This window comes from Ideonella sp. (assembly GCF_035254525.1).
Lineage (GTDB): Bacteria > Pseudomonadota > Gammaproteobacteria > Burkholderiales > Burkholderiaceae_C > Ideonella.
The window spans coordinates 44196-69288 of sequence record NZ_DATFAN010000184.1; the positions used below are offsets into that span (position 1 = coordinate 44196).

A 25093-nucleotide genomic window follows, 5' to 3' on the forward strand; every position below is an offset into this window, starting at 1 on the left:
TCAGAGCGCATAACGCCTCAGCCGCCGCTGCACGGCCACGAAGTACAGGCCCACGCCGGCCAGGATGACGAGGAACATCAGCGTGGCCACCGCCGCGCCCATGTGCGGGCTGCCGATCTGCGCCTGGTAGCCGAAGAAGGTGCGGTAGAAGTAGGTGCCGAGGAGGTCGGTCGAATAGTTCGGCCCGGCCAGCGCGCCCTTGACCGAGTAGATCAGGTCGAAGGCGTTGAAATTGCCGACGAAGGTCAGGATGGTCACCAGCCCCAGCGTCGGGTAGATCAGCGGCAGCTTGACGCTCCAGAAGATGCGCCAGGCCCCGGCGCCCTCGACGTGCGCCGCCTCGACGATCTCCTCCGGCACCGCGAGCAGCGCCGCGTAGATCAGCATCATCGGGATGCCGACGTATTGCCACACCGAGACCAGCGCCAGCGTCACCAGCGCCGTCTCCTCCTGCCCCAGCCACGGCGCAAAGTGCTCCTGCAGCCCGACGAAGGTCAGCAGCTTCTCGCCCACGCCCCACAGCGGCGAGAGGATGAGCTGCCAGACGAAGCCGATGATGGCCACCGACAGCAGCGTGGGCAGGAAGATCAGCGTGCGGTAGCTGCGCGCGCCGCGCAGGCCCTTGGTGCTCAGCAGCGCCGCGAGCAGCAGGCCGATCGGGTTCTGCACCAGCATGTGCACGGCAAAGAACTCGGCGTTGTTGGCCATCGCGTTCCAGAAGCCGGCCGACCATTCGGGGTCGAGCAGGATGGTGCGGAAGTTCGCCAGCCCGGCGAATGCGCGCACGCCGGCATCGTCGGCCGTGTAGAACGACAACCGCAGCGTGTCGGCCAGCGGCAGCGCGCTGAACGCCGCGTAGACCAGCAGCGCGGGGCCGAGGAAGACCGCGAGCTGCCACCAGCGCACCGAGGGCGCGTTGCTCGTCACGGCTGCGGCCTGTACCACTTCGCGAACCCGGCCTGGATGCGGGCCGCCGCGTCCTTGGGGGCGAGCTTGCCGTTGAGCACCTGGGCGTTGACGTTCCAGAGCTCGTTCTCCATGCTCGGCGTGCCGCGGTTGAGCACCTGCGCGTTCAGGCGGATCGTCGAGCGGCAGCGCGTACGCCACTCGATCATCTGCTTGGCCAGCGGGTCCCTCACCGCGATCAGGTGGTTCGACAGCGAGAAGAAGCCCGTCACCCGGTTGGTGTAGGTGTCGGCGAACTCCTGCGAGCCGACCCAGGCGAGGAACTTGTACGCGTCGTCCTTGTTCTTCGACTTGCGGTTCACGCCCAGGCCGATGTCCATGTGGTCGCTGATGTAGCAGGTGTCGCCGGCACGCACGGGCGGCGGCGCGAAGGCGCCCAACTCCAGGCCCGGCGTCTGGTTGAAGTAGGCGATGTCCCAGGAGCCGCCCGGGTAGACCGCGGCGCGGCCGAGCGAGAACTGGTTCTGGCTGTCGCCGTAGGTCTGCGCGCTGGCGCCCTTGGGCAGGTAGGGCCCCAGGCGAGCCAGGTAGTCGAACGCAGCGACGAAGGCCGGGTCGGTGAACTTCGCCTTGCCGGCGATCAGCGCCTTGCGGCCCTCCTCGCCGTGCCAGTAGTTCGGCCCGATGTTGGTGAAGACGATCTGGTTCGACTCCCACTGCTCGGCGGTGCCGAGTGCCAGCGGGGCGTAGCGGCCATCCTTCTTGACCGCATCGAGCAGCGCGAAGAACTCGGCTTCGGTCTTCGGCGGCTGCAGGTTCAGCGTCTTGAAGACCTTCTTGTTGTAGAGAAAGCCGTGGATCACCGAGGCGACCGGCATGCAGAAGCTGTCCTTGCCGTCGTCGGTCTGCCAGGCCACCAGCGATTCGGGTGCGAAGTACTGCATGCCCGGCTTGCCGTCGAGCTTGTCGAGGTGGCCCTTGCGGTACAGCGACAGCGAGACATCGAACGGCCGGCAGGCGATCAGGTCGCCGGCCGTGCCGCCGGCCAGTCGCGCGGTCAGGCTGGAGTCGTACTCGGTCGGCGCGGTCGGCGCGAACTTCACCTCGATGCCGGGGTGCTTCTTCTGGAAGGCCGGGATCAGCACGGTCTCCCACAGCGCCTTGTCGTCGACCCGCCAGCTCTCGATGACCAGCGTGCCGGCCCGCGCCACCGTGCACGACAGGGCGAGCCACGCGACGAGCGCAGCGCCCACGAAACGACCGAACTGCATCTGCCTGCCTTGCCCTTGCCCGAGGTGAGGAACGGCCCGCAGGCTAACACCCCTCCCCGTATGACACATCCGCCCCGGCGCCCACCGGGCGCAATGCGCCAAGTGCTTGAAATCAAACGGGTTTGGGGCCGAGAGCCGGTTCGGCGGGCTTACGCTTCCTAACGCGGCGCGGGGCGCCGGCAGGCCACCCCACGGGGTGGCGCCGCCCGCGGCGGGCCGTGCGGCCGGCGCGGCCGCTGAAACCTAACGCAACACAGGCTTACACGACCTGATGAAGTCTCATCCGCCGGCGCTCAGCTCGGCGATGAAGTCGTAGGTGTCGCCGCGGTAGAAGGACTGGGCCAGCTCGACGGCACGGCCGTCGCGCAGGTAGCCCAGGCGTTCGACGAGCAGCCCCGCATCGCCCGGCTGGGCCTGCAGCAGCGCGGCCTGCTCGTCGTTGAGCAGCAGCGCGCGCAAGCGCTGCAAGGCCCGCACGGGCCGGTGGCCGGTGGCTTCGAGCGCGTCGTAGAGCGAATCCTTCACCGCATCGATCGTGGGCAAGGCGCTGGCGACCACGGTGGCGTACTCGATCGCCATCGGCGCGTTGTCGGCGAAGCGAAGCCGGTGGAAGCGGTAGACGGTCGAGCCGGGGCTCAGCGCGAGCTTCAGCGCCTCTTCCGGCGTCACCGTGCCCACCGTGCGCTTGAGCCACTCGCTGCGCGGCGTGCGGCCGCGCGAGCGCATGTCTTCTGAGAACGAGGTCAGCTTGGCGAAGTTCTTGTCGATGCGCGCGCTGACGAAATTGCCCGAACCCTGGCGGCTGACCAGCAGCCCCTCCTCGGCCAGCCCGTCGATCGCCTTGCGCACCGTGATGCGCGACACACCCAGGTCGGCGGCGAGTTGCCGCTCGGAGGGCAGCGCATCGTCGGCGGCCAGAAAGCCGCTGTCGATGGCATCACGCAGCGCGCGCTGAAGCTGCTGGTACAGCGGCTGGCTGGCGCTGGTGTCCAGCGCGGCCAGCAAGCGCTCGACCAGGGTCGGGACGGGGGTGCTCATGTGGCCCGATTGTGGCTTCAAGAAGGACTAGATACCAATAGCGTACCAAACCAGATACCAGACGCGCCAGAACCTGGCGCGGTTTGCCCAACGCGAGGGCAATGCACAACCATGGCCGCCAGACCAAGCACCAAGCCTAGGTGTTTCCCTGATCGAAAGTGGTAGCTAAGTGGCATTAATTGGTAGTACATTGGTACTGTCACGATTCAATCCAGCCCACAGCCCGAGGGAACCATGAAAGCGCAACTCACCCCGATCGCCGCGGCGGCGGTCTCGTTCCTGCTCCATTCCGCATCGCTGGCGCAGACGCCCCCGCCGGCCCCCGCAGCGGCCTCCGCCCCGGCCGCTGAGGACAAGGTCGAGCGCATCGAGGTCGTCGGCATCCGTGCCTCGCAGCAGAAATCGCTGCAGACCAAGCGCGACGCCGACGGCCACGTCGACGTCATCACCGCCGAGGATGTCGGCAAGATGCCGGACAAGAACGTGGCCGACTCGTTGCAGCGGGTGCCGGGCGTGACGATCAGTTCGGCCGGCGCCACCGAAGGCGGCTTCGACGAGAACGACCGCGTCAGCATGCGCGGCACCAACCCCAGCCTGACGCAGACCCTGATCAACGGCCACCCGGTGGCCTCGGGCGACTGGTTCGTGCTGAACCAGAGCGACAACGCCGGCCGCAGCGTCAGCTTCACGATGCTGCCGTCGGAGATCGTCGGCAGCGTGGTCGTGCACAAGTCGGCACAGGCCAGCGACGTCGAAGGCGGCGTGGTCGGCAACGTCGACATCATCACCCGCAAGCCGCTCGAGTTCAAGAAGCCCCTGACGCTGGAGGCCAGCATCGGCGCCGTCTTCGCCGACCTGCCCGAGAAGACCGACCCGCAGTTCAGCGCCCTGCTGAACTGGAAGAACGACGCCAACACCTTCGGCGTGTTGGCGCAGGCCTTCTCCGAAAAGCGCAGTCTGCGCCGCGACGGGGTCGAGATCCTGGGCTACAACCAGATCGCGGCCGGCAGCGCGGTCGCCCTCGCCCACCCGGACCTGGCCGGCGTGTGGTACCCCCGCTCCACCGGCGCCGCGCTGTTCGAACAGACGCGTGAACGCCAGGGCGGGATGGTCGACGTGCAGTTCAAGCCGCTGGACAGCCTGACGATGGACCTGTCGGGCTTCTACTCGAAGATGAAGGCGGCCAACTACAACCGCAACTACCTCCTGCACGCGCCCTTCTTCCTCGCCGAGGGCGCTGGGCAATCGCCGGACGCCGGCTACGTGGTGCGCAACAACACCCTCGTGTCGGCCAACTTCAGCGACACCGGCGGCACCTACGGCACCTACGACCAGATCTCGCGCCCCGACGAGTCGGCCGAGACCTCGTTCTTCAACTGGGATGCCAAGTTCCGCGCGACGGACGACCTCACGCTGTCCACCAAGATCGGCACCTCGACCGGCTACGGCCGCACGCCGAACCAGTACCAGGCCTCGTGGGACGTCGGCGGCGGCGGCTCGTGGCACCTGAACGGCATCGACAGCGCGCCCGACTTCTCCATCGGCACGCCCGCCAACAGCCCCGCCGGCTCGCGGCTGGACTGGCTCTGGGGCACGCAGAACGTGAACATCAAGGACGTCGACAACTGGGCCCAGCTGGACGGCGAGTGGTCGCTCGAGCAGGGCGTGCTGACCAGCCTGCGCTTCGGCGCCCGCTTCGGCGAGCACAAGCGCAACTCGGACGGTGTCATCGCCCGGGGCCCGACCTGTCGCGATGCCAGCGGCAACGCGGTCGGCTTCGACTGGTCGCAGCCCTACTTCTGCCCGGCCGGCACCCAATCGCCGTTCGATCCGGCGAACTTCCCGCAGGGCTACAAGAACTACCCCGGCAACTTCGGCGCCGGCCTGGGCGGCACCTTCCCGCGCGACGTCTGGTACTACACGCCGGCCCAGCTCAAGGACTTCGACTACTTCGCCACGCGCGACCCGGTCACCCGCGCCTACAAGGAGTGGGATTTCGGCCTGAACGAGAAGAGCAATGCCGTCTACGTGCAGGCCAACCTCGAAGGCAAGGGATGGCGCGGTGATGCGGGCCTGCGCCTGGTGCAGACCAAGGAGCACGTGCTGAAGTTCCTCAACATCGGCTTCCCGGCCACGCCGCCGGCCAACGCGATCGTCGGCTCGGCCTTCGGCGACTACGTGCCGGCGACCACCGACCACACCTACAACGACATCCTGCCCAGCCTGAACCTGCGCTTCGACCTCGCCAAGGACATGGTCGGCCGCTTCTCGGTCTCGAAGACGATGACCCGGCCCGACTACTCGGCGCTGGCCGGCGCGCTGAACCTGACGCCCCCCGCGCAGGAAGGCGACACCGGCAGCGGCAGCGGCTCCAACCCCGACCTGAAGCCGATCCGCTCGACCAACGTCGATGCCAGCCTGGAGTGGTACTTCGCACCGCGCTCGCTGCTGTCGGCCGGCGTGTTCTACATGAACCTGCAGAACTATGTCGGCCTGGGCCAGTCGGAGCACGACTACCTGACCTTCGACACCGACCACCCGAACGGCTACATGGCCCCGTATGTGCTGACCGTGCCGGTCAACAGCAGCGGCAAGGTCAAGGGCATCGAGCTGGCCTGGGAGCAGCCGCTGTTCAGCAACTTCGGCATCGCGGCCAACTACACCTACACCGATGCCGAAGACAAGGACGGCGGCCCGATCGTCGGCGCGTCACGCGACACCTACAACCTGTCGGGCTACTTCGAGAACGACCTGTTCAATGCCCGCCTGGCCTACAGCTTCCGCTCGCACTTCTACAGCGGGCTGGATCGCTCGACCGCCTTCAACCAGGACGACTTCGGCACCGTGGCGGCCTCGTTCGGCTACAAGATCAGCGAGAACCTCACGCTCTCGCTGGACGGCCGCAACCTGAACAACCCGAAGCTGAAGTACTACGCGCTGAACCAGGACCAGCCGCGCTCGATCTACCAGAACGGCCGCCAGTACTACCTCACGCTGCGCATGAAGTTGTGATTCATCCGCGCGCGTAGGCGTAGGGCCCGCCGCGCTGCAGGGCGCGGTGGTAGGCCGGCCGGGCATGGATGCGCTCGAGCCAGGCCAGCAGCTTCGGGTAGCGGTCGTCCAGGCCGGCGCGCTGCGCGGCGGCTTCGAGCGGGAAGCTCATCTGGATGTCGGCGGCGCCGAACTCGCTGCCGGCGAACCACTCGCTCTTGCCCAGTTCGGCCTCCATGTACTCGAGCTGGCTCTTGATGTTGGGCTCGACGTAGGCGCTCAGCACCTTGGTCGCGATGCCCCGGGCGATCGGCTTGGCAAAGAAGGGCATCGGCGCGTTCAGGATGCGGTTGAAGACCAGCTTCATCAGCAGGGGGTTCATCGCCGTGCCCTCGGCGAAGTGCAGCCAGTAGGTGAAGCGCAGCCGCTCGGGCGTGCCGGCCGGCGGGCGCAGCCGGCCTTCGCCGTAACGGTCCAGCAGGTACTCGACGATCGCGCCCGACTCGGCGACGGTCAGCTCGCCATCGGTGATGACCGGCGACTTGCCCAGCGGGTGCACGGCCTTGAGCGCCGGCGGCGCGAGCATGGTGCGGGGATCGCGCTGGTAGTGCTTGATCTCGTAGGGCAGCCCGAGCTCCTCGAGCAGCCACAGCACGCGCTGCGAGCGGGAGTTGTTCAAATGGTGGACGACGATCATGGCCCGGCTGACTCCTTTCGGCGGTTTCGTTCGGCGCTCGCGTGGAAGGCCTTCTTCTGCAGGTACATCTGCGCGTCGGCGCGGTGCAGCGCCGCTTCCAGCCGCTCGCCCGGCTGCGAGATGGCCATGCCGATCGAGAACTGCAGCGGGTCGCCGCTGTGGAACTGGTTGTTCAGCTCGACCAGCTCGTGCAGCGTGGCCAGCCAGCTCTCGGCGGCATGCTCGTCGCCCGAGGGGATCAGCACCGCGAACTCGTCGCCGCCGATGCGCGCCGCCGTCGCCGGCGCCGGCGTGCCCTTGTTCAGCACCTCGCCCATGCGGCGCAGCAGCGCGTCGCCCGCGCGGTGGCCGCGCTCGTCGTTGATCTGCTTGAGCCCGTTGAGGTCGATCACCAGCAGCGCCACCGGCTGCACCTGCTTGCGTTCGAGCCGGTTCAGCTCATCGTCGAAGAACGAGCGGTTGCGCAGCTTGGTCAGCGCATCGTGCTTGCCGAGGAACTCGAGGTAGCCCTCGGCGCGCTTGCGGGCGGTGATGTCGGTCAGCGAGACCTGCACCAGCGACCAATCGCGCTCGCAGCCCGGCAGCACCGCGAACTGCAGGTGCACGTGCAGCGTCTCGCCGTCGAGCGCGTAGTTGACCGTCTCGCGCTGCTGGTAGAGCTTGCCGGCCCACAGCTCGATGAGCTGCTCGGTGAACGGGCGGCGCATCTCGTCGCGAAAGATCTCGGGCAGGCGCTGCAGCAGCGTCGGCTTGTCCGGCGCGCGGAACATCGTCAGCGTCTGGCGGTTCACGTCGATGACGCGGATCTCGGCCATGCAGCGGTCGACGAACTCGGGGTGCACGTCGGTGAAGACGCGGAAATCCTCGATGCCCTGCTCGCGCACCTCGTCGAGCAGGCGCTTGACGGCGCTGAAATCCTCGACCCACAGCGACACCGGCGAGTGCTCGAACAGGCCTTGCGCGTAGCGCTCGCTGCGCTCGAGCCGGGCGCGCGCCTGCTCACGCGCGCTGACGTCCTCGAGCGAGAGCAGCACGCGGTCCCAGGCGGCCTCGTGGCCGGGCAGCACGCGCACCTGCAGGCTCACGTCGAGCCGGCGGCCGTCGAGCGTGTAGTTGACGGTCTGGCTCGCGTAGCTGCGCGCCCCGTTCCACAGCTGCACCAGTTCCTCGACATGATGGTCGAGCATGTCGTCGCGGAAGACCTTGTCGAGGCTGGCCACCAGCGTGGGTTGGTCGGCCGCACCGAACAGCTCCAGCGTGCGGCGGTTGACCTTCAGCACCTTCAGCTCGCGCGTGCACTGCGCGATGCGCGCGCGGTCGGCGCACAGAAAGGCGCGCAGGTCGCTCACTCCCTCGGCACGCCAGCGGGCGAACAGCGCGGCCAGGCCGCTGAAATCCTCCAGCCACAGCGACACCGGGGCCAGCTCGAACATCTGCGCGAAATCGTCGTCGGTCGTGTCCATGCGGCCAGTCTCGCACGCGCGCAGCGCCGTCACGACGCGACGCGGACAGCCCACCAGGCGAGCAGGCCGCGCGCCGCGACCACGCCGCTGGCAAAGCACGCGGTGAGCAGGTAGCCCCCGGTCGGCGCCTCCCAATCGAGCATCTCGCCGGCCAAGGCCACGCCCGGGTGGCTGCGCAGCATCAGGTGCTCGTCCAGCGCTTCGAGCCGCACGCCGCCGGCGCTGCTGATCGCCTCGGCCAGCGGCCGGGTGGCATGCAGTGTCAGCGGCAGCGCCTTGATGCGGGCGGCCAGCGCGGCGGGGTCTTGCGTGAGCGCGTTCCACGCGGCGGCATCAAGCCCCTCGCGCAGCAGGCCGGCCTTGGCGCCATGCAGCCCCGTGTGCTCGCGCAGGTGGTTCATGAACGAGCGGGCGCCGCGGCCGCGGGCCAGCGCCTCGGCCAGCGCGGCGGCCGGCTTGTCGGGCAGCAGGTCCAGCATGAGGCGGGCCGAGCCGGTGGCCTCGATCTCGTCGCGCAACAGCGCCGAGGCGGCGTAGACCAGGCTGCCTTCGAGCCCGGTGGCGGTGAGCACGCACTCGCCCTTGCGGTGGAAGTGGCGGCCGAGCCGGTCGGTGAAATCCAGCGCCACACCCTTCAGCGGCGCACCGGCGTGCCGGGCCGCCAGGTGCTCGCTCCAGCCGATGTCGAAGCCGCAGTTCGACGGCCGCAGCGGTGCCGTCTCGATGCCCGCCGCCTGCAGCGCCGGCAGCCAGGCGCCGTCCGAGCCGAGCCGAGGCCAGCTGCCGCCGCCCAGCGCCAGCAGCACCGCGTCGGCACGCACCGTCACCTCGCCGGCCGGGGCCACGAAGCGAAGCACGTACTCGCCTTGGGTGTCGGGCTGCGGCGCGCCGGCCTGCCAGCGGTGCCGCATGTGCAGCCGCACGCCGGCCGCGCGCAGCCGGTGCAGCCAGGCGCGCAGCAGCGGCGCGGCCTTCATTTCATCGGGAAAGACCCGGCCCGAGCTGCCGACGAAGGTGCCGATGCCTAGCCCTGTCGCCCAGTCGCGCAGCGCCTGCGGGCCGAAGGCCTCGAGCCAGCGACCGACCTCGCTGGCCCGCTCGCCGTAGCGGCCGACGAAGGCAGGCAGTTCCTCGGAGTGCGTCAGGTTCAACCCGCCCTTGCCGGCCAGCAGGAACTTGCGGCCCACCGAGGGCATGGCGTCGAACAGGTCGACCTGCGCGCCGCCGGCGGCCAGGACCTCGGCCGCCATCAGGCCTGCCGGGCCACCGCCGACGATGGCGACCCGGGGTGCGCCTGCTTTCGTATTCGTGTTCATCGCGCCGGCAGTCTAGGGCTTGTCAGGGCAGCGCCGGCGCAGGCGGCCGGCACAATCGCCGCTTCACCCACACCCGGGCCCACGGACTTGCTGCTTCTGCTCGCCGATTCGCCACCTCCCTTGCCTGCCGGGCTCACCGCGCGCGGCGAGCGGCTGCCGATCGGCCCGATCGCGGCGGGTGATGGCCCGGCCTGCACCGAGCTGCGCCGCCGGCTGGCCGATCCGGGCGTGCTGGTGCTGGTCGACGCCACCGAGGCGGTGCTGGCCGAGGCCGCCGCGCGCCGGCTCGACGGGGCGGTGTGGATCGCGCTGCTGCCCGCCGGCGGCGCCGAGGCCGAGGCCGAAACCTGGTGGCAGCGCGGCGCCTTCGATGCGATCGCGCACGACGACGCGGCCACGCTCGAACGCGCGCTGCGCCGCGCCGCCGCGCAGGGCCAGCGCACCGGCGCGCCAACCGACGAGACCGGGGCCATGCGGGCCGCGCTGCACGCCATGCAGGCCAGCCTGGACAACATTCCCGCGCCGATCTTCGCGAAGAATGCCGAGGGCATCTACACCGGCTGCAACCGCGCCTTCGTCGACTACCTCGGCCTGCCGCGCGAACAGATCGTCGGCAAGACGGTCTACGACGTCGCGCCGCCGCAGCTCGCGGCCGTCTACGACCAGGCCGACCGCAAGCTGCTGGCCAGCGGCGGCAGGCAGGTCTACGAGGCCCAGGTCAAGTGGGCCGACGGCAGCCTGCGCGACGTGATCTTCCACAAGGCAGTGTTCCGCGACGCGCAGGGCCAGGTGGCCGGCCAGGCCGGCGCGATCTTCGACATCACCGACCGCAAGCGGCTCGAGCATGGGCTGCGCGAGCTGGCGCAGACCGACCCGCTGACCGGGCTGCTGAACCGCCGCAGCTTCATCGAGCGCGCCAGCGCGGCGCTCGACGAGGCGCGCACGCTGAACGCGCCGCTGACGGTGCTGCTGTTCGACATCGACCACTTCAAGCAGATCAACGACACGCACGGCCACGCCGCCGGCGACGCGATGCTGTGCCACCTGGCCCGCATCGGCCGCCAGCAGCTGCGCAGCGACGACCTGATGGCCCGCATCGGCGGCGACGAGTTCGCGATCCTGCTCGGCCCCGGGGCCGGTGACGCCGGCGCCGTGGCCGCGCGCCTGCCGGCCTGCGTGAGCGCCACGCCGCTGCAGTTCGAGGGCCGCGAGCTGCGCTGCGCGATCAGCCTCGGCGCCGCGATCGTGATCGCCGACGACCACGACGTCGACTCCGCACTGCGCCAGGCTGACGCCGCACTCTACGAAGCCAAGCGCCAGGGCCGCGCGCGGGCGGTGGTGTTCGGCGCCAGCGTCTGAATCGCCACCAGCCTCACCACGGCCGGGGCCGGCGACAGGCGGGGCTCGGTCTCCACCAGCACGCCGTCGACCACGCCGAAAGCGCTGCCCCAGTGCGGCGGCGGCAGCTGCAGCGCCTGGCCGGCGTGCAGGAACAGATCGTCTTCGCAGCCCGGCCAGGTCAGCCAGACCGCGCCGCGCAGCACCTGCAGCGTGATGCCGCCGACCGGCGCGCCGGGCCACCAGCGCAGGCGGCGCGGGTCGTAGCGCAGATGGTCGGCGCCCGGAGCCAGCGGGCACAGCGGCAGCACACGGCCCAAGGCCAGGTGCAGGGGCCGCTCCAAGGGGGTCGGCAGCAGGTGGTTCATGGCTGCCACGGTAGGTGGCGAGCCTGCTCACGCCAAGGCACAGTGCCGGCCCGGACGGTCGAACGCGCAGGCCGGAAACGCATCTGTACCGGTCGCCACTGCGCCCATCTGTACCGGTTCGGCCGCGTTGACGCACCGCACAATGAAGCGATGGAGCCGTCGCCCTCCGCCACCCCCGAAGCCCCGCTGTACCGCCAGCTCAGCGACCGCCTGGCCGGGCTGATCGCCTCGGGCGCGCTGCACCGCGGCGACCGCCTGCCCTCGGTGCGCCACATGGCGCAGCAGCAGGGCGTGTCGCTGTCCACCGTGCTGCAGGCCTACCGCGACCTGGAAGACCGGCGCCTGGCGGAGGCCCGGCCGCGCTCGGGCTACTTCGTCGCGGCGGCCGCGCCCGCGCCGCGCCGCCGCCCGGCGCTGGCCCTGGCGGTGCCCGAGATCACCCGGCCGCCGGCCGAATCGCAGGCGGTCGGCGTGAGCACCCTGGTCGAGCGGGTGATGGGTGCGGCAACCGACCCGGCCATCATCTCCTTCGGCGCGGCCTGCCCGGGCGGCGACCTGTTTCCCACCGACCGCCTGCGCCGCGCCGTCGCCCGCGCCACCCAGCGCCACCAGGCCTCGCTGGCGCGCTACCCCTTCACGCCCGGCGTGGCGCCGCTGCGCGAGGCCATCGCCCGGCGCGCGCTGAGCCTGGGCTGCAGCCTGGATCCGGCCAACATCCTCGTCACCAACGGCTGCCTCGAATCGATCAGCCTGTGCCTGCGCGCGGTGACGCAGCCGGGCGACGTGGTGGCGCTCGAATCGCCGACCTACTTCGGCCTGCTGCAGATCCTCGAAAGCCTGCACCTGCGGGCGCTGGAAATCCCGACCCACCCGCGCACCGGCCTGTCGCTGCCGGCGCTGGAGCTGGCGCTGGACACGCAGCCGGTCAAGGCCCTGCTGACGGTGCCGACGCTGTCGAACCCGCTGGGCGCGACGATGCCGCTGGTGGCCCGCCGCGCGCTGGTGCGCCTGGCCCGCGAGCGCAACCTGCCGGTGATCGAAGACGTGCTCTACAACGAGTTGCACGAGCGCGCCGAGGGCCGGCGCGCGCTGAAATCCTTCGACACCACCGGCCAGGTGATGCTGTGCAGCTCGTTCTCGAAGACGATCGCGCCGGGGCTGCGCCTGGGCTGGGTCGAGGCCGGGCGCTGGTCGGCCAGCGTGCGGCGGCTGAAGACGGCCCTGAGCGGCGGCCACACCGAGCTGATCGAGCACGCGATGACCGAGGCCCTGGGCCAGCCCGGCCTGGAGCCAGCGCTGCGCCAGCTGCGCGCCACCATCGGCAGCCGCATCCAGCAGGCACGGCGCCTGATCGGCGCGAGCTTCCCGAGCGGCACCCGCGTCACCTCGCCCGAGGGCGGCTTCATCCTCTGGCTGGAGCTGCCCGCCGGCCTGCGCGCGATCGACCTGTTCGAGGCCGCCCTGCGCGAGAACATCTGCATCGCCCCCGGCCCGATGTTCAGCACCAGCCAGCGCTACGAACACTGCCTGCGCCTGGGCCTGGGCCGTGCCTGGGGACCGGCCGAGCAGCAGGCGCTGCAGCGCGTGGGCGAACTGGCCCGGCGCATGCTGGAGCGCGCTCGCCCACCAATGGGTGACGAAACGTTGCGCCGCGCGGCCTGAAGCGCGCCCCCTCCCTAAGCTGCCTATTGCCGGCCCGCCGTGCGGCCAGGATCATCGACGCCCTGTCCTTTACCCATTGGCCGGAGTCGACAATGAACCTGACGAGATTTCCGCTGGCCCGCTGGTGTGCGGGCCTGGGTCTGACCCTGGGCTTGATCGGCGCGGGGGTCGCCCAGGCCGCCGAGACCACCCGCGTGATCGTGTCCTTCAAGCCGGGCGTGCAGGCGGCCCAGGCGGCCCGCGCCGCCATCGCCGGCGCCGGCGGCACCGTCAAGCTCGAGCTGATCGGCGGCGAGGGCGTCGCCGTCGAGCTGCCGAACGCCGCCATCGCGGCGCTGAAGAAGCACCCCGCCGTCGCGCTGGTCGAAGAAGACGCCAGGCGCTACCCGATGTCGTTGACCGAACCCTCCGGCCCGCCGTACCGCAAGGGCCAGTTGCTGCCCTACGGCATCCCCATGGTCCAGGCCGACAAGCTGCCCAATCTCGACGACAACGCCGGCAACCGCACGATCTGCATCATCGACTCCGGCTACGACAACACCCACATCGACCTGCCGCACAACCGCGTGACCGGCGACGACGACCTCGGCGGCGCGGGCCCCTGGGACCACGACGGCCTCGGCCACGGCACCCACGTGGCCGGCACGATCGCCGCGGTGAACCAGCGCGATGTCGGCGTGATCGGCGTGCTGCCGAGCAAGAAGATCCACCTGCACATCGTGCGCGTCTTCAACGATGCCGGCGACTGGGCCTACTCGTCCACGCTCGCCAACGCGGCCAAGAAGTGCCAGGCCGCCGGCGCCAACGTGATCAGCATGTCCCTCGGCGGCTCGCTGCCGAACGCGACCGAGCGCAAGACCTTCGACAACCTGCGCGACGCCGGCATCCTGTCGGTCGCCGCGGCCGGCAACGGCGGCAACACGCTGACCTCCTACCCGGCCGGCTACGGCTCGGTCGTCTCGGTGGCCGCGCTGGATGAAAACAAGGCCTGGGCGACGTTCTCGCAACGCAACTCGGACGTGGAGCTGGCCGCGCCGGGCGTGCTGGTGCTGTCCACCGTGCCGATGGGCACGGGCTCGCTGGCCACCTTGAGCGTCGGCGGCACGGCCTATTCGCCGATCGGGATGGACGGCTCGCCGAACGCGACGGTGTCGGCCCCGCTGGCCGACTTCGGCCTGGGCGAGGTGATCGACCCGAACATGGCCGGCAAGGTCTGCCTGACCCAGCGCGGCAACATCACCTTCGCGCTCAAGGTGCAGAACTGCGAGGCCAGCGGCGGCGTCGGCTCGGTGATCTACAACAACGTGCCGGGCAGCTTCGCCGGCACGCTGGGCGGCGTGAGCACGGGCATCCCCTCGGTCAGCGCCTCCGACACCGAAGGCACGTCGATGCTGGCGCAACTGGGCCAGGCGGCCGACCTCTCGGTCGAGGCGAGCCACTACGCCTTCTTCGACGGCACCTCGATGGCCACGCCGCACGTCTCGGCCGTCGCCGCGCTGGTCTGGAGCTACTTCCCGACCTGCACCAGCGAACAGCTGCGCGCATCGCTGGACAAGTCCGCCCAAGACCTGGGCGCCGCCGGCCGCGACGTCAAGTTCGGCTACGGCCTGGTGCGCGCCAAGGCGGCGTACGACCGCATCCTGGCGAAGGGCTGCGGGAACTGACAGCCCCCCGAGGGGATCAGCCGCCCCGGCCGGCCACCCGCGGGTGGCCGGCCCAGGCCGGCATGCGCGCCATGTGATCCAGCGTGCGCGCCTCGGCGGCCGCCCGCGTCAGGCCCGCGTCCTCGCGCAGCGCCCACTGCACCATGCGCTCGAAGCGGGTGTCGAAGTCCTGCAACTGGCCGCTGGCGTCGACGCAGTGCGGGCAATAGCGGCCGGTCTCGATGGGCATGCCGCAGCTTTCACACGGGTGGCTCATGGTCTGGTGCCTCCGAAGCTCGAAGCGCTTGACGTGACGTGACGTGACGTGAGTATCACCGCGGTCAGAATGCTTGGAAACGACAGAAGCCCCGTCATGACCGGTAACACCTCATCCCCCGACGTCGCCAGCCAGCTCATCGCCATGGAAACCGCCGCCCTCGAGCGCTGGTGCCGCGGCGATCCATCCGGCTACCTCGAAATCTGCGCGCCGGACGTCAGCTACTTCGACCCCTTCCTGCCCACCCGGCTGGACGGCCTGCCCGCCCTCACCGCCCACTACGAGGCGCTGCGCGGCAAGATCAGCGCCGCGCGCTTCGAGCTGCTGAACCCGCTGGTCTGCCAGGCCGGGCCCATGGCCTGCCTGAGCTTCAACTTCGTTTCCTGGGGCGGCAACGAAAACGCGATGCGCTGGAACTGCGCCGAGGTCTACCGCCAGGACGACGCCGGCTGGCGGCTGGTGCAGACGCACTGGTCGTTCACCGGCGCGGCCGGCTGAACGGCGCTCAGATCGACATCCGCGCCCGCACGCCGTCGGCGGCCATGGCCGCGCCGCGGCCGCGGGCGATGATCTCGCCGCGCTCCATCACGAGGTACTGGTCGGCCAGTTCGGCGGCGAAGTCGTAGAACTGCTCGACCAGCACGATGGCCATCGTCTTGCGGTCGGCCAGCATGCGGATCACGCGACCGATGTCCTTGATGATGCTGGGCTGGATGCCTTCGGTCGGCTCGTCGAGGATCAGCAGCTTCGGCCCCGCCGCCAGCGCGCGGGCGATCGCAAGTTGCTGTTGCTGGCCGCCGGAGAGGTCACCCCCGCGGCGCGCGAGCATCTGCTTCAGCACCGGGAACAGCTCGAACAACTCGGCCGGGATGGCCGTGCCGCCGGGCTTGGTCGCCAGGCCCATGCGCAGGTTGTCTTCGACCGTCAGGCGGCCGAAGATCTCGCGGCCCTGCGGCACGTAGCCGATGCCGCGGCGGGCGCGCTCGTAGGGCGTGGCGCGGGTGATGTCGGCACCATCGAGCTTGATGTGGCCGCTCTTGACCGGCACCACGCCCATCAGGCTTTTCAGCAGCGTGGTCTTGCCGACGCCGTTGCGGCCGAGCACGACCGTCACCTCGCCGAGCTTCGCTTCGAAGCTCAGGCCACGCAGGATGTGCGAGCCGCCGTAGAACTGGTTCAGGGAGTCGACGACCAACATTCAGCGCCCCAGATAGACCTCGACCACCTGCTCGTTGGCCTGCACATCGGCCAACGGCCCTTCCGCCAGCACACGTCCCTCGTGCAACACGGTGACCTTCTTCCAGCCCTCGGTGAGCTGCTCGACGAAGGCCATGTCGTGCTCTACGACCACCAGCGAGTGCTGGCCTTCGAGCGAGAGGAAGAGCTCGGCCGTGCGCTCGGTCTCTTCGTCGGTCATGCCGGCCACCGGCTCGTCCAGCAGCAGCAGCTTCGGGTCCTGCATCAGCAACATCCCGATCTCCAGCCACTGCTTCTGGCCGTGGCTGAGCAGCCCCGCGGTGCGTTGCGCTTCGGGAAGCAGGTGGATCAGCGCCATCACCTCGCCGATGCGGTCGAGCTGCGCACCCGACAGGCGCGAGAACAAGCTTGCCCGCACGCGGCGGTCGGCGGCCAGCGCGAGCTCGAGGTTCTCGAACACGCTCAGTTGCTCGTAGACCGTGGGCTTCTGGAACTTGCGGCCGATGCCGATCTGCGCGATCTCGTTCTCGCGCAGGCGCAGCAGGTCGATGTTGGCGCCGAAGCTGGCGCTGCCCGCGTCGGGCCGCGTCTTGCCGGTGATCACGTCCATCATCGTGGTCTTGCCGGCGCCGTTGGGGCCGATGATGCAGCGCAGCTCGCCGACGTTGATTGCCAGGCTCAAGGCATTGAGCGCCTTGAAGCCATCGAAGCTGACGGTGATGTCGTCCAGGTACAGCGCCACGCCGTGCGCAAAGTCAGGTTCGTGCGCCGAGACCGGCCGGCCGTAGCCGGCGCTGCGGCCGCCCGAGGCGCCGGTGGTCTGTTCTTTCTCGCGCCAGCGCTGCAGCGCCTCGGCGCCTGCGGCTTGCAGATCGGGCGTCATGCCTCTGGTTCCTTCTTCTTGCGGCGCAGTTGCGCCGCCAGGCCCGCGAGGCCATTCGGCAGGAACAGCGTGACGGCGATGAACAGCGCGCCGAGGAAGTACAGCCAGAACTCCGGCACCACCTGCGTGAACCAGCTCTTCGCGCCGTTGACGAAGAAGGCGCCGACGATCGGGCCGATCAGCGTCGCCCGGCCGCCCACCGCGGCCCAGACCGCCATCTCGATCGAGGCCGCCGGGCTCATCTCGCCCGGGTTGATGATGCCGACCTGCGGCACGTAGAGTGCGCCGGCCACGCCGCACATCACGGCCGACAGCGTCCAGATTGCGAGCTTGTAGGCCAGCGGGTCGTAGCCGGTGAACATCACGCGGCTCTCGGCATCGCGGATGGCCTGCAGCACGCGGCCGAACTTGCTCGTCACGATCGCCCGGGCCATCAGGAAGAAGCCGATCAGCACGCCGCCGGTGACGACGAACAACACCATGCGGGTGGACGGCGTGGCGATCGGGATGCCGAGGATGCGCTTGAAATCGGTGAAGCCGTTGTTGCCGCCGAAGCCGGTCTCGTTGCGGAAGAACAGCAGCATCGCGGCGAAGGTCATCGCCTGCGTGATGATCGAGAAGTACACCCCCTTGATGCGCGAGCGGAAGGCGAAGAAGCCGAACACGAAAGCCAGCAGCGCGGGCACCAGCAGCACCATCAGCAGCTGGAAACCGAAGCTCGCCGAGCCGGCCCAGTGCCAGGGCAGCGTCTTCCAGTCGAGGAAGACCATGAAATCCGGCAGCTCGCTCGCGTAGTTGCCGTCGCGGCCGATCTGGCGCATCAGGTACATGCCCATCGCGTAGCCGCCCAGCGCGAAGAACAGCCCGTGGCCGAGCGAGAGGATGCCCGTGTAGCCCCAGATCAGGTCCATCGCCAGCGCGCAGATCGCGTAGCACATGATCTTGCCGGTCAGCCCCACGGCGTAGTCGCTCAGGTGGAACACGCTGCCTTCGGGCGCGACCAGGTTGGCCAGCGGCACCAGCACGGCGACGACCACCAGCGCGGTCGCCACGCCGGCCCAGCCGGCCGGCGACAAAAGTCGAGGGCGCACCACGTTCATGCCTCCGCACTCCGGCCCTTCATCGCGAACAGCCCCTGCGGCCGTTTCTGGATGAAGACGACGATGATGACCAGCACCATGATCTTGGCCAGCACGGCGCCGGCCCAGCCCTCGAGCAGCTTGTTCAGCACGCCCAGCCCCAGCGCCGCGAGCACGGTACCCGCGAGCTGGCCGACACCGCCCAGCACGACGACCATGAAGGAGTCGACGATGTAGCTCTGCCCCAGGTCCGGCCCGACGTTGCCGACCTGGGCCAGCGCACAGCCGGCCAGCCCGGCAATGCCCGCGCCGAGCGAGAACGCGTAGGTGTCGATGCGCGCGGTGTTCACGCCCATGCAGGCCGCCATGCGCCGGTTCTGCGTGACGCCGCGAACGAACAGGCCCAGCCGCGTGCGGGCGATCAGCAGCGCCACGCCGGCCAGCACCAGGAATGCAAAAGCGATGATCGCGATGCGGTTGAATGGCAGCGTCAGGTTGCTCATCACCGCCACGCCGCCCGACAGCCAGGCCGGGTTCTCGACCGGCACGTTCTGCGCGCCGAACAGCGAGCGCACCGACTGCATCAGCACCAGGCTGATGCCCCAGGTGGCCAGCAGCGTCTCCAGCGGGCGGCCGTAGAGCCAGCGGATCACGCTGCGCTCGAGCACCGCGCCGACCAGCGCCGCCACGATGAACGAGGCGGGCACCGCCGCCCACAGGTAGTAATCGAAGGCGCCCGGTGCGTGCGCCCTGAACAGGTTCTGCACCACGTAGGTCGCATACGCGCCGATCATCATCAGCTCGCCGTGGGCCATGTTGATCACGCCCATCAGGCCGTAGGTGATCGCCAGGCCCAGCGCGACCAGCAACAGGATCGAGCCCAGGCTCGCGCCGGTGAAGATGACACCGAGCCGCTCGCCCCAGGCCAGGCGCCCGGACACGCTGTCGAGCGACTGGCGCAGCGCGGCGCGAACGTCCTCGACGGGCTCGACGCCATCGGCCAGGCGCTCGAGCAGCAGCGCCTTCACCGAAGGCTCGCCGCTCTCGCCCAAAGCGCGGGCGGCTTCGAGACGCTTCGCCGGGTCGCTCGCCGCCACCAGCAGGCCAGCACGCATGCGGCCGAGCTGCGTCTTCAGCGAGTCATCGGTTTCGGCCGCCAGCGCCTTCTCGATCAGCGGCAGCTGCGATTCGTCGAGCGACTGTCTCGACAGCTCGGCGATGGCCGCCGCGCGCACCTCGCGCTCCGGCGCCAGCAGGCGCAACGAGGCCAGCGCGGCCTGCAACGCGCCGCGCATCCGGTTGTTGTTGACGACGTCTTCCGCGTCGGCGGGCCAGGTGGACGCGGCACCCGTGGCCGCATCCACCGCCCCATTTCCCTCCACGACCAGCACCTGCGACGCGGTGAGCTTCACCGCATCGTCGAGCAGGGCCTGGACGAACTTCGCGAGGCCCGGGTCGCCGGCAGCGGCCGCCGCGCCCAGCGCGGCGATCCGCTCGTCGGTCTCGCCGGCGGCGATGGCCCGCGCCTGGGGCTGTGTCAGGGCGTGGACCGACAGCGCCGCCCACGCCAGGCACAGGCCGATGAGAACTCGCAGGCCTCGCATCATTCGCCGGGCTTACTTCTTCTCGGGGACGTTCTTCTTGCCCTTGTTTTCCGGGATGTAGTCGCTCCACGGGTCGGCCTGCACCGGGCCCGGCGTCTTCCACACCACGTTGAACTGACCGTCGGCCTTCACCTCGCCGATGAAGACCGGCTTCCACAGGTGGTGGTTCTCCTTGTCCATCGTGCTCGTGAAGCCGCCCGGGGCCTTGAAGGTCTGGCCGGCCATCGCGGCGATCACCTTGTCGGTGTCGGTCGACTTGGCCTTGGCCACGGCCTGCGCCCACATGTTGATGCCGATGTAGGTGGCCTCCATCGGGTCGTTGGTCAGCGGCTTGTCCTTGTGGCCGGGAATGCCCTTGGCCTTGGCGTAGTCGCTCCACTTCTTGACGAACTCGGTGTTGGCCGGGCTCTTGATGCTCATGAAGTAGTTCCACGCGGCCAGGTGGCCGACCAGCGGCTTGGCATCGACGCCGCGCAGCTCTTCCTCACCCACCGAGAAGGCCACCACCGGCACGTCGGTCGCCTTCAGGCCCTGGTTGCCCAGCTCCTTGTAGAAGGGCACGTTGGAGTCGCCGTTGATGGTCGACACGACGGCCGTCTTCTTGCCCTCGCCGGCGAACTTCTTGATCTTGGCGATGATGCTCTGGTAGTCGGAGTGCCCGAAGGGGGTGTACTCCTCCATGATGTCGGCGTCGGCGATGCCCTTGCTGTGCAGGAAGGCGCGCAGGATCTTGTTCGTCGTGCGGGGGTAGACGTAGTCGGTGCCCAGCAGCACGAAGCGCTTGGCGCCGCCGCCGTCCTTGCTCATCAGGTACTCGACCGCGGGGATGGCCTGCTGGTTCGGCGCGGCGCCCGTGTAGAACACGTTCTTCGAGAGCTCCTCACCCTCGTACTGCACCGGGTAGAACAGCAGCGAGTTGGTCTCTTCGAAGACCGGCAGCACCGACTTGCGGCTCACCGAGGTCCAGCAGCCGAAGACGACCGCCACCTTGTCCTGCGTGATCAGCTGCTTGGCCTTCTCGGCGAACAGCGGCCAGTTCGACGCCGGGTCCACGACCACCGGCTCGAGCTTCTTGCCCAGCACGCCGCCCTTGGCGTTGATCTCGTCGATCGCCATCAGCACGGTGTCCTTGAGCACCGTCTCCGAGATCGCCATCGTGCCGGACAGGCTGTGCAGCACGCCGACCTTGATGGTGTCGGCGGCCTGGGCCCACATCGGCAGCCCGGCGGCCGCGACGCCCATGGCGACAGCGCTCAAGGTACCGGCAAAGCGGCGGCGGGCGGGCGAAGAAGGGCGTGAGGTGCTCATGAGGGTCTCGGCTCCTGCGGGGTTGATCGACAGGCCGCAGGTTAGGCAGCGCGGGCCCGCCCAGGAATACGCCGGATGGCGTACAGCCGTAGCGCAAAGTCACCAAAGCCGGGCAACGGTGGGCGTATAAGACGCGGACGATGTTGAGCACCGCCGTCACCGGCCCCTGCGACGACGCCGCCATCCGGCACGGCGCGACCGCCTCACCCTGCGCCGCCGGCGCGAAGCGCTGGGTGCTGGTGGCCGCCATCATGGGGTCGAGCATGGCCTTCATCGACGGCACCGTCGTCAATGTCGCGCTCCCGGCGATCCAGCGCGATCTGCACGCCAGCGCATTCGAGGCGCAATGGGTCGTCGAGTCCTATGCGCTGTTCCTCGCTTCGCTGCTGCTGGTCGGGGGCTCGCTCGGCGACCGCTTCGGGCGACGCCGGCTGTTCGCCATCGGCGTCGCGATCTTCGGCCTGGCCTCGCTGGCCTGTGCGGCCTCGCGCGACGTGCAGCAGCTGATCGCAGCGCGGGCCGTGCAAGGTGTCGGCGCCGCGCTGCTGGTGCCGGGCAGCCTGGCGCTGATCAGCGCAGCCTTCCCCGAGGGCGAACGCGGCCGCGCGATCGGCACGTGGTCGGGCTTCAGCGGCATCACTGCGGCCGTCGGCCCGGTGCTCGGCGGCTACCTCGTCGACCACCTGTCGTGGGCCTGGGCCTTCCTCATCAACCTGCCGTTCGCGCTGGGTGTGCTGCTGATCACCTGGCGCGGCGTGCCGGAGAGCCGCAATCCGCACGCGCCGTCGACGCTCGACGTTCCCGGCGCCCTGCTGGCCACGCTGGGCCTGGCCGGCGTCGTCTATGCCTTCGTCGAGGCGCCGACGCAGGGCTGGGGGGCGACGCCGGTGCAACTGGCGATGGCCGGCGGCATCGCCGCGCTGGCCGGCTTCGTCGTGAACGAGTGGCACAGCAGCGCACCGATGCTGCCGCTGGGCTACTTCCGCAGCCGCGACTTCACCGGCACGAATCTGCTCACACTGTGGCTGTACGCCGCGCTCGGCGGCGGCTTGTTCTTCCTGCCGCTCAACCTCATCCAGGTGCAGGGCTACTCGGCCGGCGCCGCCGGCGCCGCCTTGCTGCCTTTCATCGCCATCATGTTCGTGTTGTCGCGATGGGCCGGGCGCCTGGTGGATCAGTTCGGGCCCCGGCGCCCACTGGTGGTCGGGCCGCTCATCGCGGCCGTGGGCTTCGGTGCCTTCACGCTGGCGGGCACGGGGGCTGGTTACTGGGCCGGCTTCTTTCCCGCCATCGTCGTGCTCGGCTTCGGCATGACGGTGACCGTGGCCCCCCTCACGACGACCGTCATGAACGCCGTGGGGCCCGATGCGGCGGGCACGGCATCGGGTGTCAACAATGCGGTCTCGCGGGTGGCCGCGCTGCTGGCGATTGCGGTCTTCGGCAGCGTGATGGCCTGGGCCTTCGACCGCGTTCTGCACGAGGCTCTGGCAGCCTCCGGGCTCTCCGGCGATCTGGTGGCCGCGGTCGAAGCGCAACGCGGCATGCTCGCTGCGCTGGAGCTGCCCCGAGGCATCGACCCGACCGCCGCGGCGGCGATCCACCGCGCGGTGGCCGATGCCTTCGTGTCGGGGTTTCGCTGGATCATGGCGATCAGCGCGTTGCTGGCCCTGGCCAGCGCATTGGCTGCGGCGGCCCTGATATCGGGCCGCGAGGAGCCAGAATCGAACGAATGACTGCAAGACTCGAGGTCGACTCACCCGACCGCATCGCTCGGCGACCGGCGCCCGGATGGGCAGCGGACGTATGGCTTCGCATGCGTCGCTTGTTCCTGCTGAAGCTCTTCGGCATCACCGCGGTGATCACGCTGTTCTTCATGGGCTACTTTCACGTGCTTCGCCACCCGGTGTATCCGGTGGCGGTCATGCCATTGACGGCGCTCGATGCGCTCGTGCCGTTCCAGCCCTCGATGCTCGTTCCCTACCTGTCGCTGTGGTTCTACGTGGGCCTGGCGCCGGGCCTCCAGCTCACGATCCGGCAACTGCTGACCTACGCGGTGTGGGCGACCGGGCTGTGCCTGACCGGCCTGGGCGTGTTCTACCTCTGGCCGACCGCCGTGCCGCCGCTCACGGTCGGTGTGACCGACTGGACAGGGTTCGAGATGCTGCGAGGCCTGGACGCTTCGGGCAACGCCTGCCCGTCGATGCATGTCGCGTTTGCGGTGTTCTCGGCCTTCTGGCTGGCGCAGGTGCTGAGGTCGGCGCGCGTTCCCGCCGGCTTGCGCATCCTCAACCTCGCCTGGCTCCTGGCCATCACGTGGTCGACGGTCGCCATCCGGCAGCACGTGGTTCTCGATGTGGTGGCCGGCGCGCTGCTGGGCGCGATGTTCGCGTGGCTTTCGCTGCGCTGGCGCCCCGACGACGACTTCGGCTATTCGGCCGGCCCACGCTAGCGCAGGATCCGCCTCAGTGCCTCGACGAGCGCGTTGGGGTGATCCAGCCCTTCGTAGGCCGGGGCGATCTCCTGCTGCAAACCAAGCAGGGACGAAACGGCCAGGCGGGCGGCGTGGACCGAATACTCCACCGTGTAGACGACGTTGGCGGGAATTTCGCAGTACTGGCCGACGACGGCGAACCGGGCCGTGCCCGGCGGGATCACGCCGGGCCGGTCGCCCGGGGCCCGGGGCATGAACTGGCTCGTCGTATACGGCAGCATGCAGGGAATGCAGTTCGCCGCCGCAAGCAGGGCCGGCATGTGCTGCTGGAAGCCGAGGTGCGAGTAGACCTCGACGAGGATCTCGCGTCCGGTGCAGTCGGACATCTTCTTCGGCACATGGTCGCCAACGCGATCCGGGAACAGGCCGTATCCCCACCACACGCCGGTGCCCTCGGGCTGGCCGGCGTAGGCGGGTGAGTGGTACAGGTGAAAGGTCAGCAGCCAACTCGAGCTTTTCAAGGTGACCAGGCCGCCGCGCCCGGCGGGGCTGCCACTGAAGTCTTCCATCAGGCTGGAGAAACGCTGATCCGAGTCCGTCACCGTGAAGGTGACCCACTTGGTCTGGTCGACCTGCCCGCAGAAGGCCCACGGGCGGCCGAAGGCGCGGTCTTTCGCGGCAAGGCGCTTCCACAGGGCCCACGAGCCCGCCGCCGCCTCGGTCTTCAGCACGGGTGCCGTGTCCATCGAGCCCAGGCTCGCATCGGCCGTCATCGAGCCGAGGGTGGCGATGACCAGGTCTCCGTCGCCCACCTCGATGTCGGCGGGGCTGCCGTCGCGCAGGCCACTGATGCGCCGCACGGTCTTCTTGCCGTCGTCTCGGGGCGCGAAATGCAGATCGGTCACCTGGAAGCCGGTCTCGAACTGGACGCCTTGCGCCTGCAGCCACCTGACCATGGGCCGGACGATGGAGTCGTACCCGCAGTACCGGGTGGACTGGACGATCTGCATCGTCTCCAGATCGGGAAACAGCCTCAGGAAGCGCAGCAGGTAGCGCCGGAGCTCGACGGCGCTGTGCCAGGTCTCGAAACCGAACATGCTGCCCCACATCAGCCAGAAGTTCGATGCGAAGAACGGCGACTCGAAGCACTCGTCGATGCGCTTGGCGTCCAGCGCGTCCTCGGCCTGCAGCATCAGCTTGATGAGATCGGCCCGGTCCCGGTTGCGCAGGCCCCACGACGTCGGGTCCACGACCCGGCCGTGCTCGACCAGGCGGGCCTTGTCGTGCCAGGGTGTGGCCTGCCAGAACTCGAAGGTGTCCTGCGTCACCGACTTCGCCGGATCGTCGAGCGACGGGATGGTGTCGAGCAGGTCGTAGGTCAGCACGTAGGCCGGCCCGAACATCCGGCTGCCGCGCATCGAGTAGCCCTGCTCGGCCGAGCCGGCGGCGTCCAGGCTGCCACCGGGCCGCGACGCCTCGAGGATGTGGATGTTCCGGCCCGGCACGCGGCCATCGCGGATGAGATAGACCGCAGCGGCCAGGCCCGCGATGCCGCCGCCGACGAGGTGGCACCGCGCAGGGATCTCATTCATGCGCATCTCCTTCGCTCGGCGGACCGCCT

At 69.5% G+C, this 25093-nt stretch carries 21 protein-coding genes; 7 read left to right on the forward strand and 14 right to left on the reverse strand.

Annotated features, from left to right (window positions below; genetic code table 11):
- The 3 genes from VJ693_RS19775 to VJ693_RS19785 all read right to left on the reverse strand — a co-directional run bounded on the left by VJ693_RS19775 (window position 1) and on the right by VJ693_RS19785 (window position 3215).
- The gene (locus VJ693_RS19775) at window positions 1–927 is read right to left on the reverse strand and encodes a sugar ABC transporter permease (protein WP_324156989.1); all 927 of its coding nucleotides are present in this window, start codon (window positions 925–927) and stop codon (window positions 1–3) included.
- A complete protein-coding gene (locus VJ693_RS19780) occupies window positions 924–2177 on the reverse strand; it encodes an ABC transporter substrate-binding protein (RefSeq protein ID WP_324156990.1) in 1254 nt (417 codons plus the stop codon). Before VJ693_RS19780 ends, VJ693_RS19775 begins: the two co-directional genes overlap by 4 nt.
- 279 nt (window positions 2178–2456) lie before the next feature.
- The gene (locus VJ693_RS19785; protein WP_324156992.1) at window positions 2457–3215 is read right to left on the reverse strand and encodes a GntR family transcriptional regulator; all 759 of its coding nucleotides are present in this window, start codon (window positions 3213–3215) and stop codon (window positions 2457–2459) included.
- A gap of 234 nt (window positions 3216–3449) precedes the next feature.
- Here VJ693_RS19785 and VJ693_RS19790 point away from each other — a divergent pair, with 234 nt between their 5' ends.
- Complete coding sequence (locus VJ693_RS19790; protein ID WP_324156994.1) at window positions 3450–6227, forward strand: TonB-dependent receptor; 2778 nt, start codon at window positions 3450–3452, stop codon at window positions 6225–6227.
- 1 nt (window position 6228) lies between these two features.
- Here the strand turns inward: VJ693_RS19790 and VJ693_RS19795 are convergent, their stop codons facing one another.
- Genes VJ693_RS19795 through VJ693_RS19805 form a run of 3 tightly spaced genes read right to left on the reverse strand, consistent with a single transcriptional unit; the run spans window position 6229 to window position 9682 of the window.
- Window positions 6229–6903, reverse strand: a complete 675-nt coding sequence (locus VJ693_RS19795) for a glutathione S-transferase (protein WP_324156996.1) — start codon at window positions 6901–6903, stop codon at window positions 6229–6231.
- On the reverse strand, window positions 6900–8366 hold the full coding sequence (locus tag VJ693_RS19800) for a sensor domain-containing diguanylate cyclase (RefSeq protein WP_324156997.1): 1467 nt from the start codon (window positions 8364–8366) through the stop codon (window positions 6900–6902). The genes VJ693_RS19795 and VJ693_RS19800 overlap by 4 nt, the downstream gene beginning before the upstream one ends.
- Before the next feature lie 29 nt (window positions 8367–8395).
- Window positions 8396–9682, reverse strand: coding sequence for a TIGR03862 family flavoprotein (locus VJ693_RS19805; protein WP_324156999.1), 1287 nt, complete (start codon window positions 9680–9682; stop codon window positions 8396–8398).
- Window positions 9683–9769: 87 nt separating this feature from the next.
- Here VJ693_RS19805 and VJ693_RS19810 point away from each other — a divergent pair, with 87 nt between their 5' ends.
- Window positions 9770–11041 (forward strand): diguanylate cyclase, encoded by a 1272-nt coding sequence (locus VJ693_RS19810; RefSeq protein ID WP_324157001.1) that lies wholly within the window; start codon window positions 9770–9772, stop codon window positions 11039–11041.
- On the opposite strand, the gene VJ693_RS19815 is transcribed toward VJ693_RS19810, so the two are convergent.
- Window positions 10984–11388: a DUF2917 domain-containing protein gene (locus VJ693_RS19815; RefSeq protein ID WP_324157002.1), complete on the reverse strand. Its 405-nt coding sequence runs from the start codon at window positions 11386–11388 to the stop codon at window positions 10984–10986. The two genes, VJ693_RS19810 and VJ693_RS19815, sit on opposite strands and share 58 nt — an antisense overlap.
- A gap of 150 nt (window positions 11389–11538) precedes the next feature.
- On the opposite strand from VJ693_RS19815, the gene VJ693_RS19820 reads away from it, so the two are divergent.
- Both VJ693_RS19820 and VJ693_RS19825 read left to right on the forward strand, forming a co-directional pair.
- On the forward strand, window positions 11539–13050 hold the full coding sequence (locus tag VJ693_RS19820) for a PLP-dependent aminotransferase family protein (protein ID WP_324157004.1): 1512 nt from the start codon (window positions 11539–11541) through the stop codon (window positions 13048–13050).
- 92 nt (window positions 13051–13142) lie between these two features.
- Window positions 13143–14714: a S8 family serine peptidase gene (locus VJ693_RS19825; RefSeq protein WP_324157005.1), complete on the forward strand. Its 1572-nt coding sequence runs from the start codon at window positions 13143–13145 to the stop codon at window positions 14712–14714.
- A gap of 16 nt (window positions 14715–14730) precedes the next feature.
- On the opposite strand, the gene VJ693_RS19830 is transcribed toward VJ693_RS19825, so the two are convergent.
- Entirely contained in the window at window positions 14731–14970 is a 240-nt protein-coding gene (locus VJ693_RS19830) for a hypothetical protein (RefSeq protein WP_324157007.1), read from the reverse strand.
- A gap of 96 nt (window positions 14971–15066) precedes the next feature.
- Here VJ693_RS19830 and VJ693_RS19835 point away from each other — a divergent pair, with 96 nt between their 5' ends.
- Window positions 15067–15468 (forward strand): YybH family protein, encoded by a 402-nt coding sequence (locus VJ693_RS19835; RefSeq protein ID WP_324157008.1) that lies wholly within the window; start codon window positions 15067–15069, stop codon window positions 15466–15468.
- 7 nt (window positions 15469–15475) lie between these two features.
- Here VJ693_RS19835 and urtE read toward each other — a convergent pair whose 3' ends face one another.
- From urtE to urtA, 5 genes are read right to left on the reverse strand one after another with little or no spacing between them, the layout of a single operon-like run.
- Entirely contained in the window at window positions 15476–16168 is a 693-nt protein-coding gene (gene urtE, locus VJ693_RS19840) for an urea ABC transporter ATP-binding subunit UrtE (protein WP_324157010.1), read from the reverse strand.
- A complete protein-coding gene (gene urtD, locus VJ693_RS19845) occupies window positions 16169–17050 on the reverse strand; it encodes an urea ABC transporter ATP-binding protein UrtD (protein ID WP_324157011.1) in 882 nt (293 codons plus the stop codon).
- Window positions 17047–18150: an urea ABC transporter permease subunit UrtC gene (gene urtC, locus VJ693_RS19850; protein WP_324157013.1), complete on the reverse strand. Its 1104-nt coding sequence runs from the start codon at window positions 18148–18150 to the stop codon at window positions 17047–17049. Before urtC ends, urtD begins: the two co-directional genes overlap by 4 nt.
- Window positions 18147–19733 carry an urea ABC transporter permease subunit UrtB gene (gene urtB / locus VJ693_RS19855; RefSeq protein WP_324157095.1) on the reverse strand — a complete coding sequence of 529 codons (1587 nt, stop codon included), beginning with the start codon at window positions 19731–19733 and terminating at the stop codon, window positions 18147–18149. The genes urtC and urtB overlap by 4 nt, the downstream gene beginning before the upstream one ends.
- A 12-nt stretch (window positions 19734–19745) precedes the next feature.
- Window positions 19746–20975 carry an urea ABC transporter substrate-binding protein gene (gene urtA / locus VJ693_RS19860; RefSeq protein ID WP_414652322.1) on the reverse strand — a complete coding sequence of 410 codons (1230 nt, stop codon included), beginning with the start codon at window positions 20973–20975 and terminating at the stop codon, window positions 19746–19748.
- A 206-nt stretch (window positions 20976–21181) separates the two neighbouring features.
- Between urtA and VJ693_RS19865 the strand changes: the two genes are divergently transcribed.
- Window positions 21182–22774: an MFS transporter gene (locus VJ693_RS19865; RefSeq protein WP_324157016.1), complete on the forward strand. Its 1593-nt coding sequence runs from the start codon at window positions 21182–21184 to the stop codon at window positions 22772–22774.
- A gap of 80 nt (window positions 22775–22854) precedes the next feature.
- A complete protein-coding gene (locus VJ693_RS19870; RefSeq protein WP_324157018.1) occupies window positions 22855–23490 on the forward strand; it encodes a phosphatase PAP2 family protein in 636 nt (211 codons plus the stop codon).
- On the opposite strand, the gene VJ693_RS19875 is transcribed toward VJ693_RS19870, so the two are convergent.
- Window positions 23487–25070: an oleate hydratase gene (locus tag VJ693_RS19875; RefSeq protein ID WP_324157020.1), complete on the reverse strand. Its 1584-nt coding sequence runs from the start codon at window positions 25068–25070 to the stop codon at window positions 23487–23489. The genes VJ693_RS19870 and VJ693_RS19875 overlap by 4 nt on opposite strands.
- Window positions 25071–25093 lie beyond the last annotated feature (23 nt).

What these genes read in the sequence shown, in the direction of transcription:
- VJ693_RS19780 (WP_324156990.1), bottom strand. Translation starts at nt 2,177, where the DNA reads ATGCAGTTCGGTCGTTTCGTGGGCGCTGCGCTCGTCGCGTGGCTCGCC.
- VJ693_RS19785 (WP_324156992.1), bottom strand. Translation starts at nt 3,215, where the DNA reads ATGAGCACCCCCGTCCCGACCCTGGTCGAGCGCTTGCTGGCCGCGCTG.
- VJ693_RS19790 (WP_324156994.1), top strand. Translation starts at nt 3,450, where the DNA reads ATGAAAGCGCAACTCACCCCGATCGCCGCGGCGGCGGTCTCGTTCCTG.
- VJ693_RS19795 (WP_324156996.1), bottom strand. Translation starts at nt 6,903, where the DNA reads ATGATCGTCGTCCACCATTTGAACAACTCCCGCTCGCAGCGCGTGCTG.
- VJ693_RS19800 (WP_324156997.1), bottom strand. Translation starts at nt 8,366, where the DNA reads ATGGACACGACCGACGACGATTTCGCGCAGATGTTCGAGCTGGCCCCG.
- VJ693_RS19805 (WP_324156999.1), bottom strand. Translation starts at nt 9,682, where the DNA reads ATGAACACGAATACGAAAGCAGGCGCACCCCGGGTCGCCATCGTCGGC.
- VJ693_RS19815 (WP_324157002.1), bottom strand. Translation starts at nt 11,388, where the DNA reads ATGAACCACCTGCTGCCGACCCCCTTGGAGCGGCCCCTGCACCTGGCC.
- VJ693_RS19820 (WP_324157004.1), top strand. Translation starts at nt 11,539, where the DNA reads ATGGAGCCGTCGCCCTCCGCCACCCCCGAAGCCCCGCTGTACCGCCAG.
- VJ693_RS19825 (WP_324157005.1), top strand. Translation starts at nt 13,143, where the DNA reads ATGAACCTGACGAGATTTCCGCTGGCCCGCTGGTGTGCGGGCCTGGGT.
- VJ693_RS19830 (WP_324157007.1), bottom strand. Translation starts at nt 14,970, where the DNA reads ATGAGCCACCCGTGTGAAAGCTGCGGCATGCCCATCGAGACCGGCCGC.
- VJ693_RS19835 (WP_324157008.1), top strand. Translation starts at nt 15,067, where the DNA reads ATGACCGGTAACACCTCATCCCCCGACGTCGCCAGCCAGCTCATCGCC.
- urtE (WP_324157010.1), bottom strand. Translation starts at nt 16,168, where the DNA reads ATGTTGGTCGTCGACTCCCTGAACCAGTTCTACGGCGGCTCGCACATC.
- urtD (WP_324157011.1), bottom strand. Translation starts at nt 17,050, where the DNA reads ATGACGCCCGATCTGCAAGCCGCAGGCGCCGAGGCGCTGCAGCGCTGG.
- urtC (WP_324157013.1), bottom strand. Translation starts at nt 18,150, where the DNA reads ATGAACGTGGTGCGCCCTCGACTTTTGTCGCCGGCCGGCTGGGCCGGC.
- urtB (WP_324157095.1), bottom strand. Translation starts at nt 19,733, where the DNA reads ATGCGAGGCCTGCGAGTTCTCATCGGCCTGTGCCTGGCGTGGGCGGCG.
- urtA (WP_414652322.1), bottom strand. Translation starts at nt 20,975, where the DNA reads ATGGGCGTCGCGGCCGCCGGGCTGCCGATGTGGGCCCAGGCCGCCGAC.
- VJ693_RS19865 (WP_324157016.1), top strand. Translation starts at nt 21,182, where the DNA reads ATGTTGAGCACCGCCGTCACCGGCCCCTGCGACGACGCCGCCATCCGG.
- VJ693_RS19870 (WP_324157018.1), top strand. Translation starts at nt 22,855, where the DNA reads ATGCGTCGCTTGTTCCTGCTGAAGCTCTTCGGCATCACCGCGGTGATC.
- VJ693_RS19875 (WP_324157020.1), bottom strand. Translation starts at nt 25,070, where the DNA reads ATGCGCATGAATGAGATCCCTGCGCGGTGCCACCTCGTCGGCGGCGGC.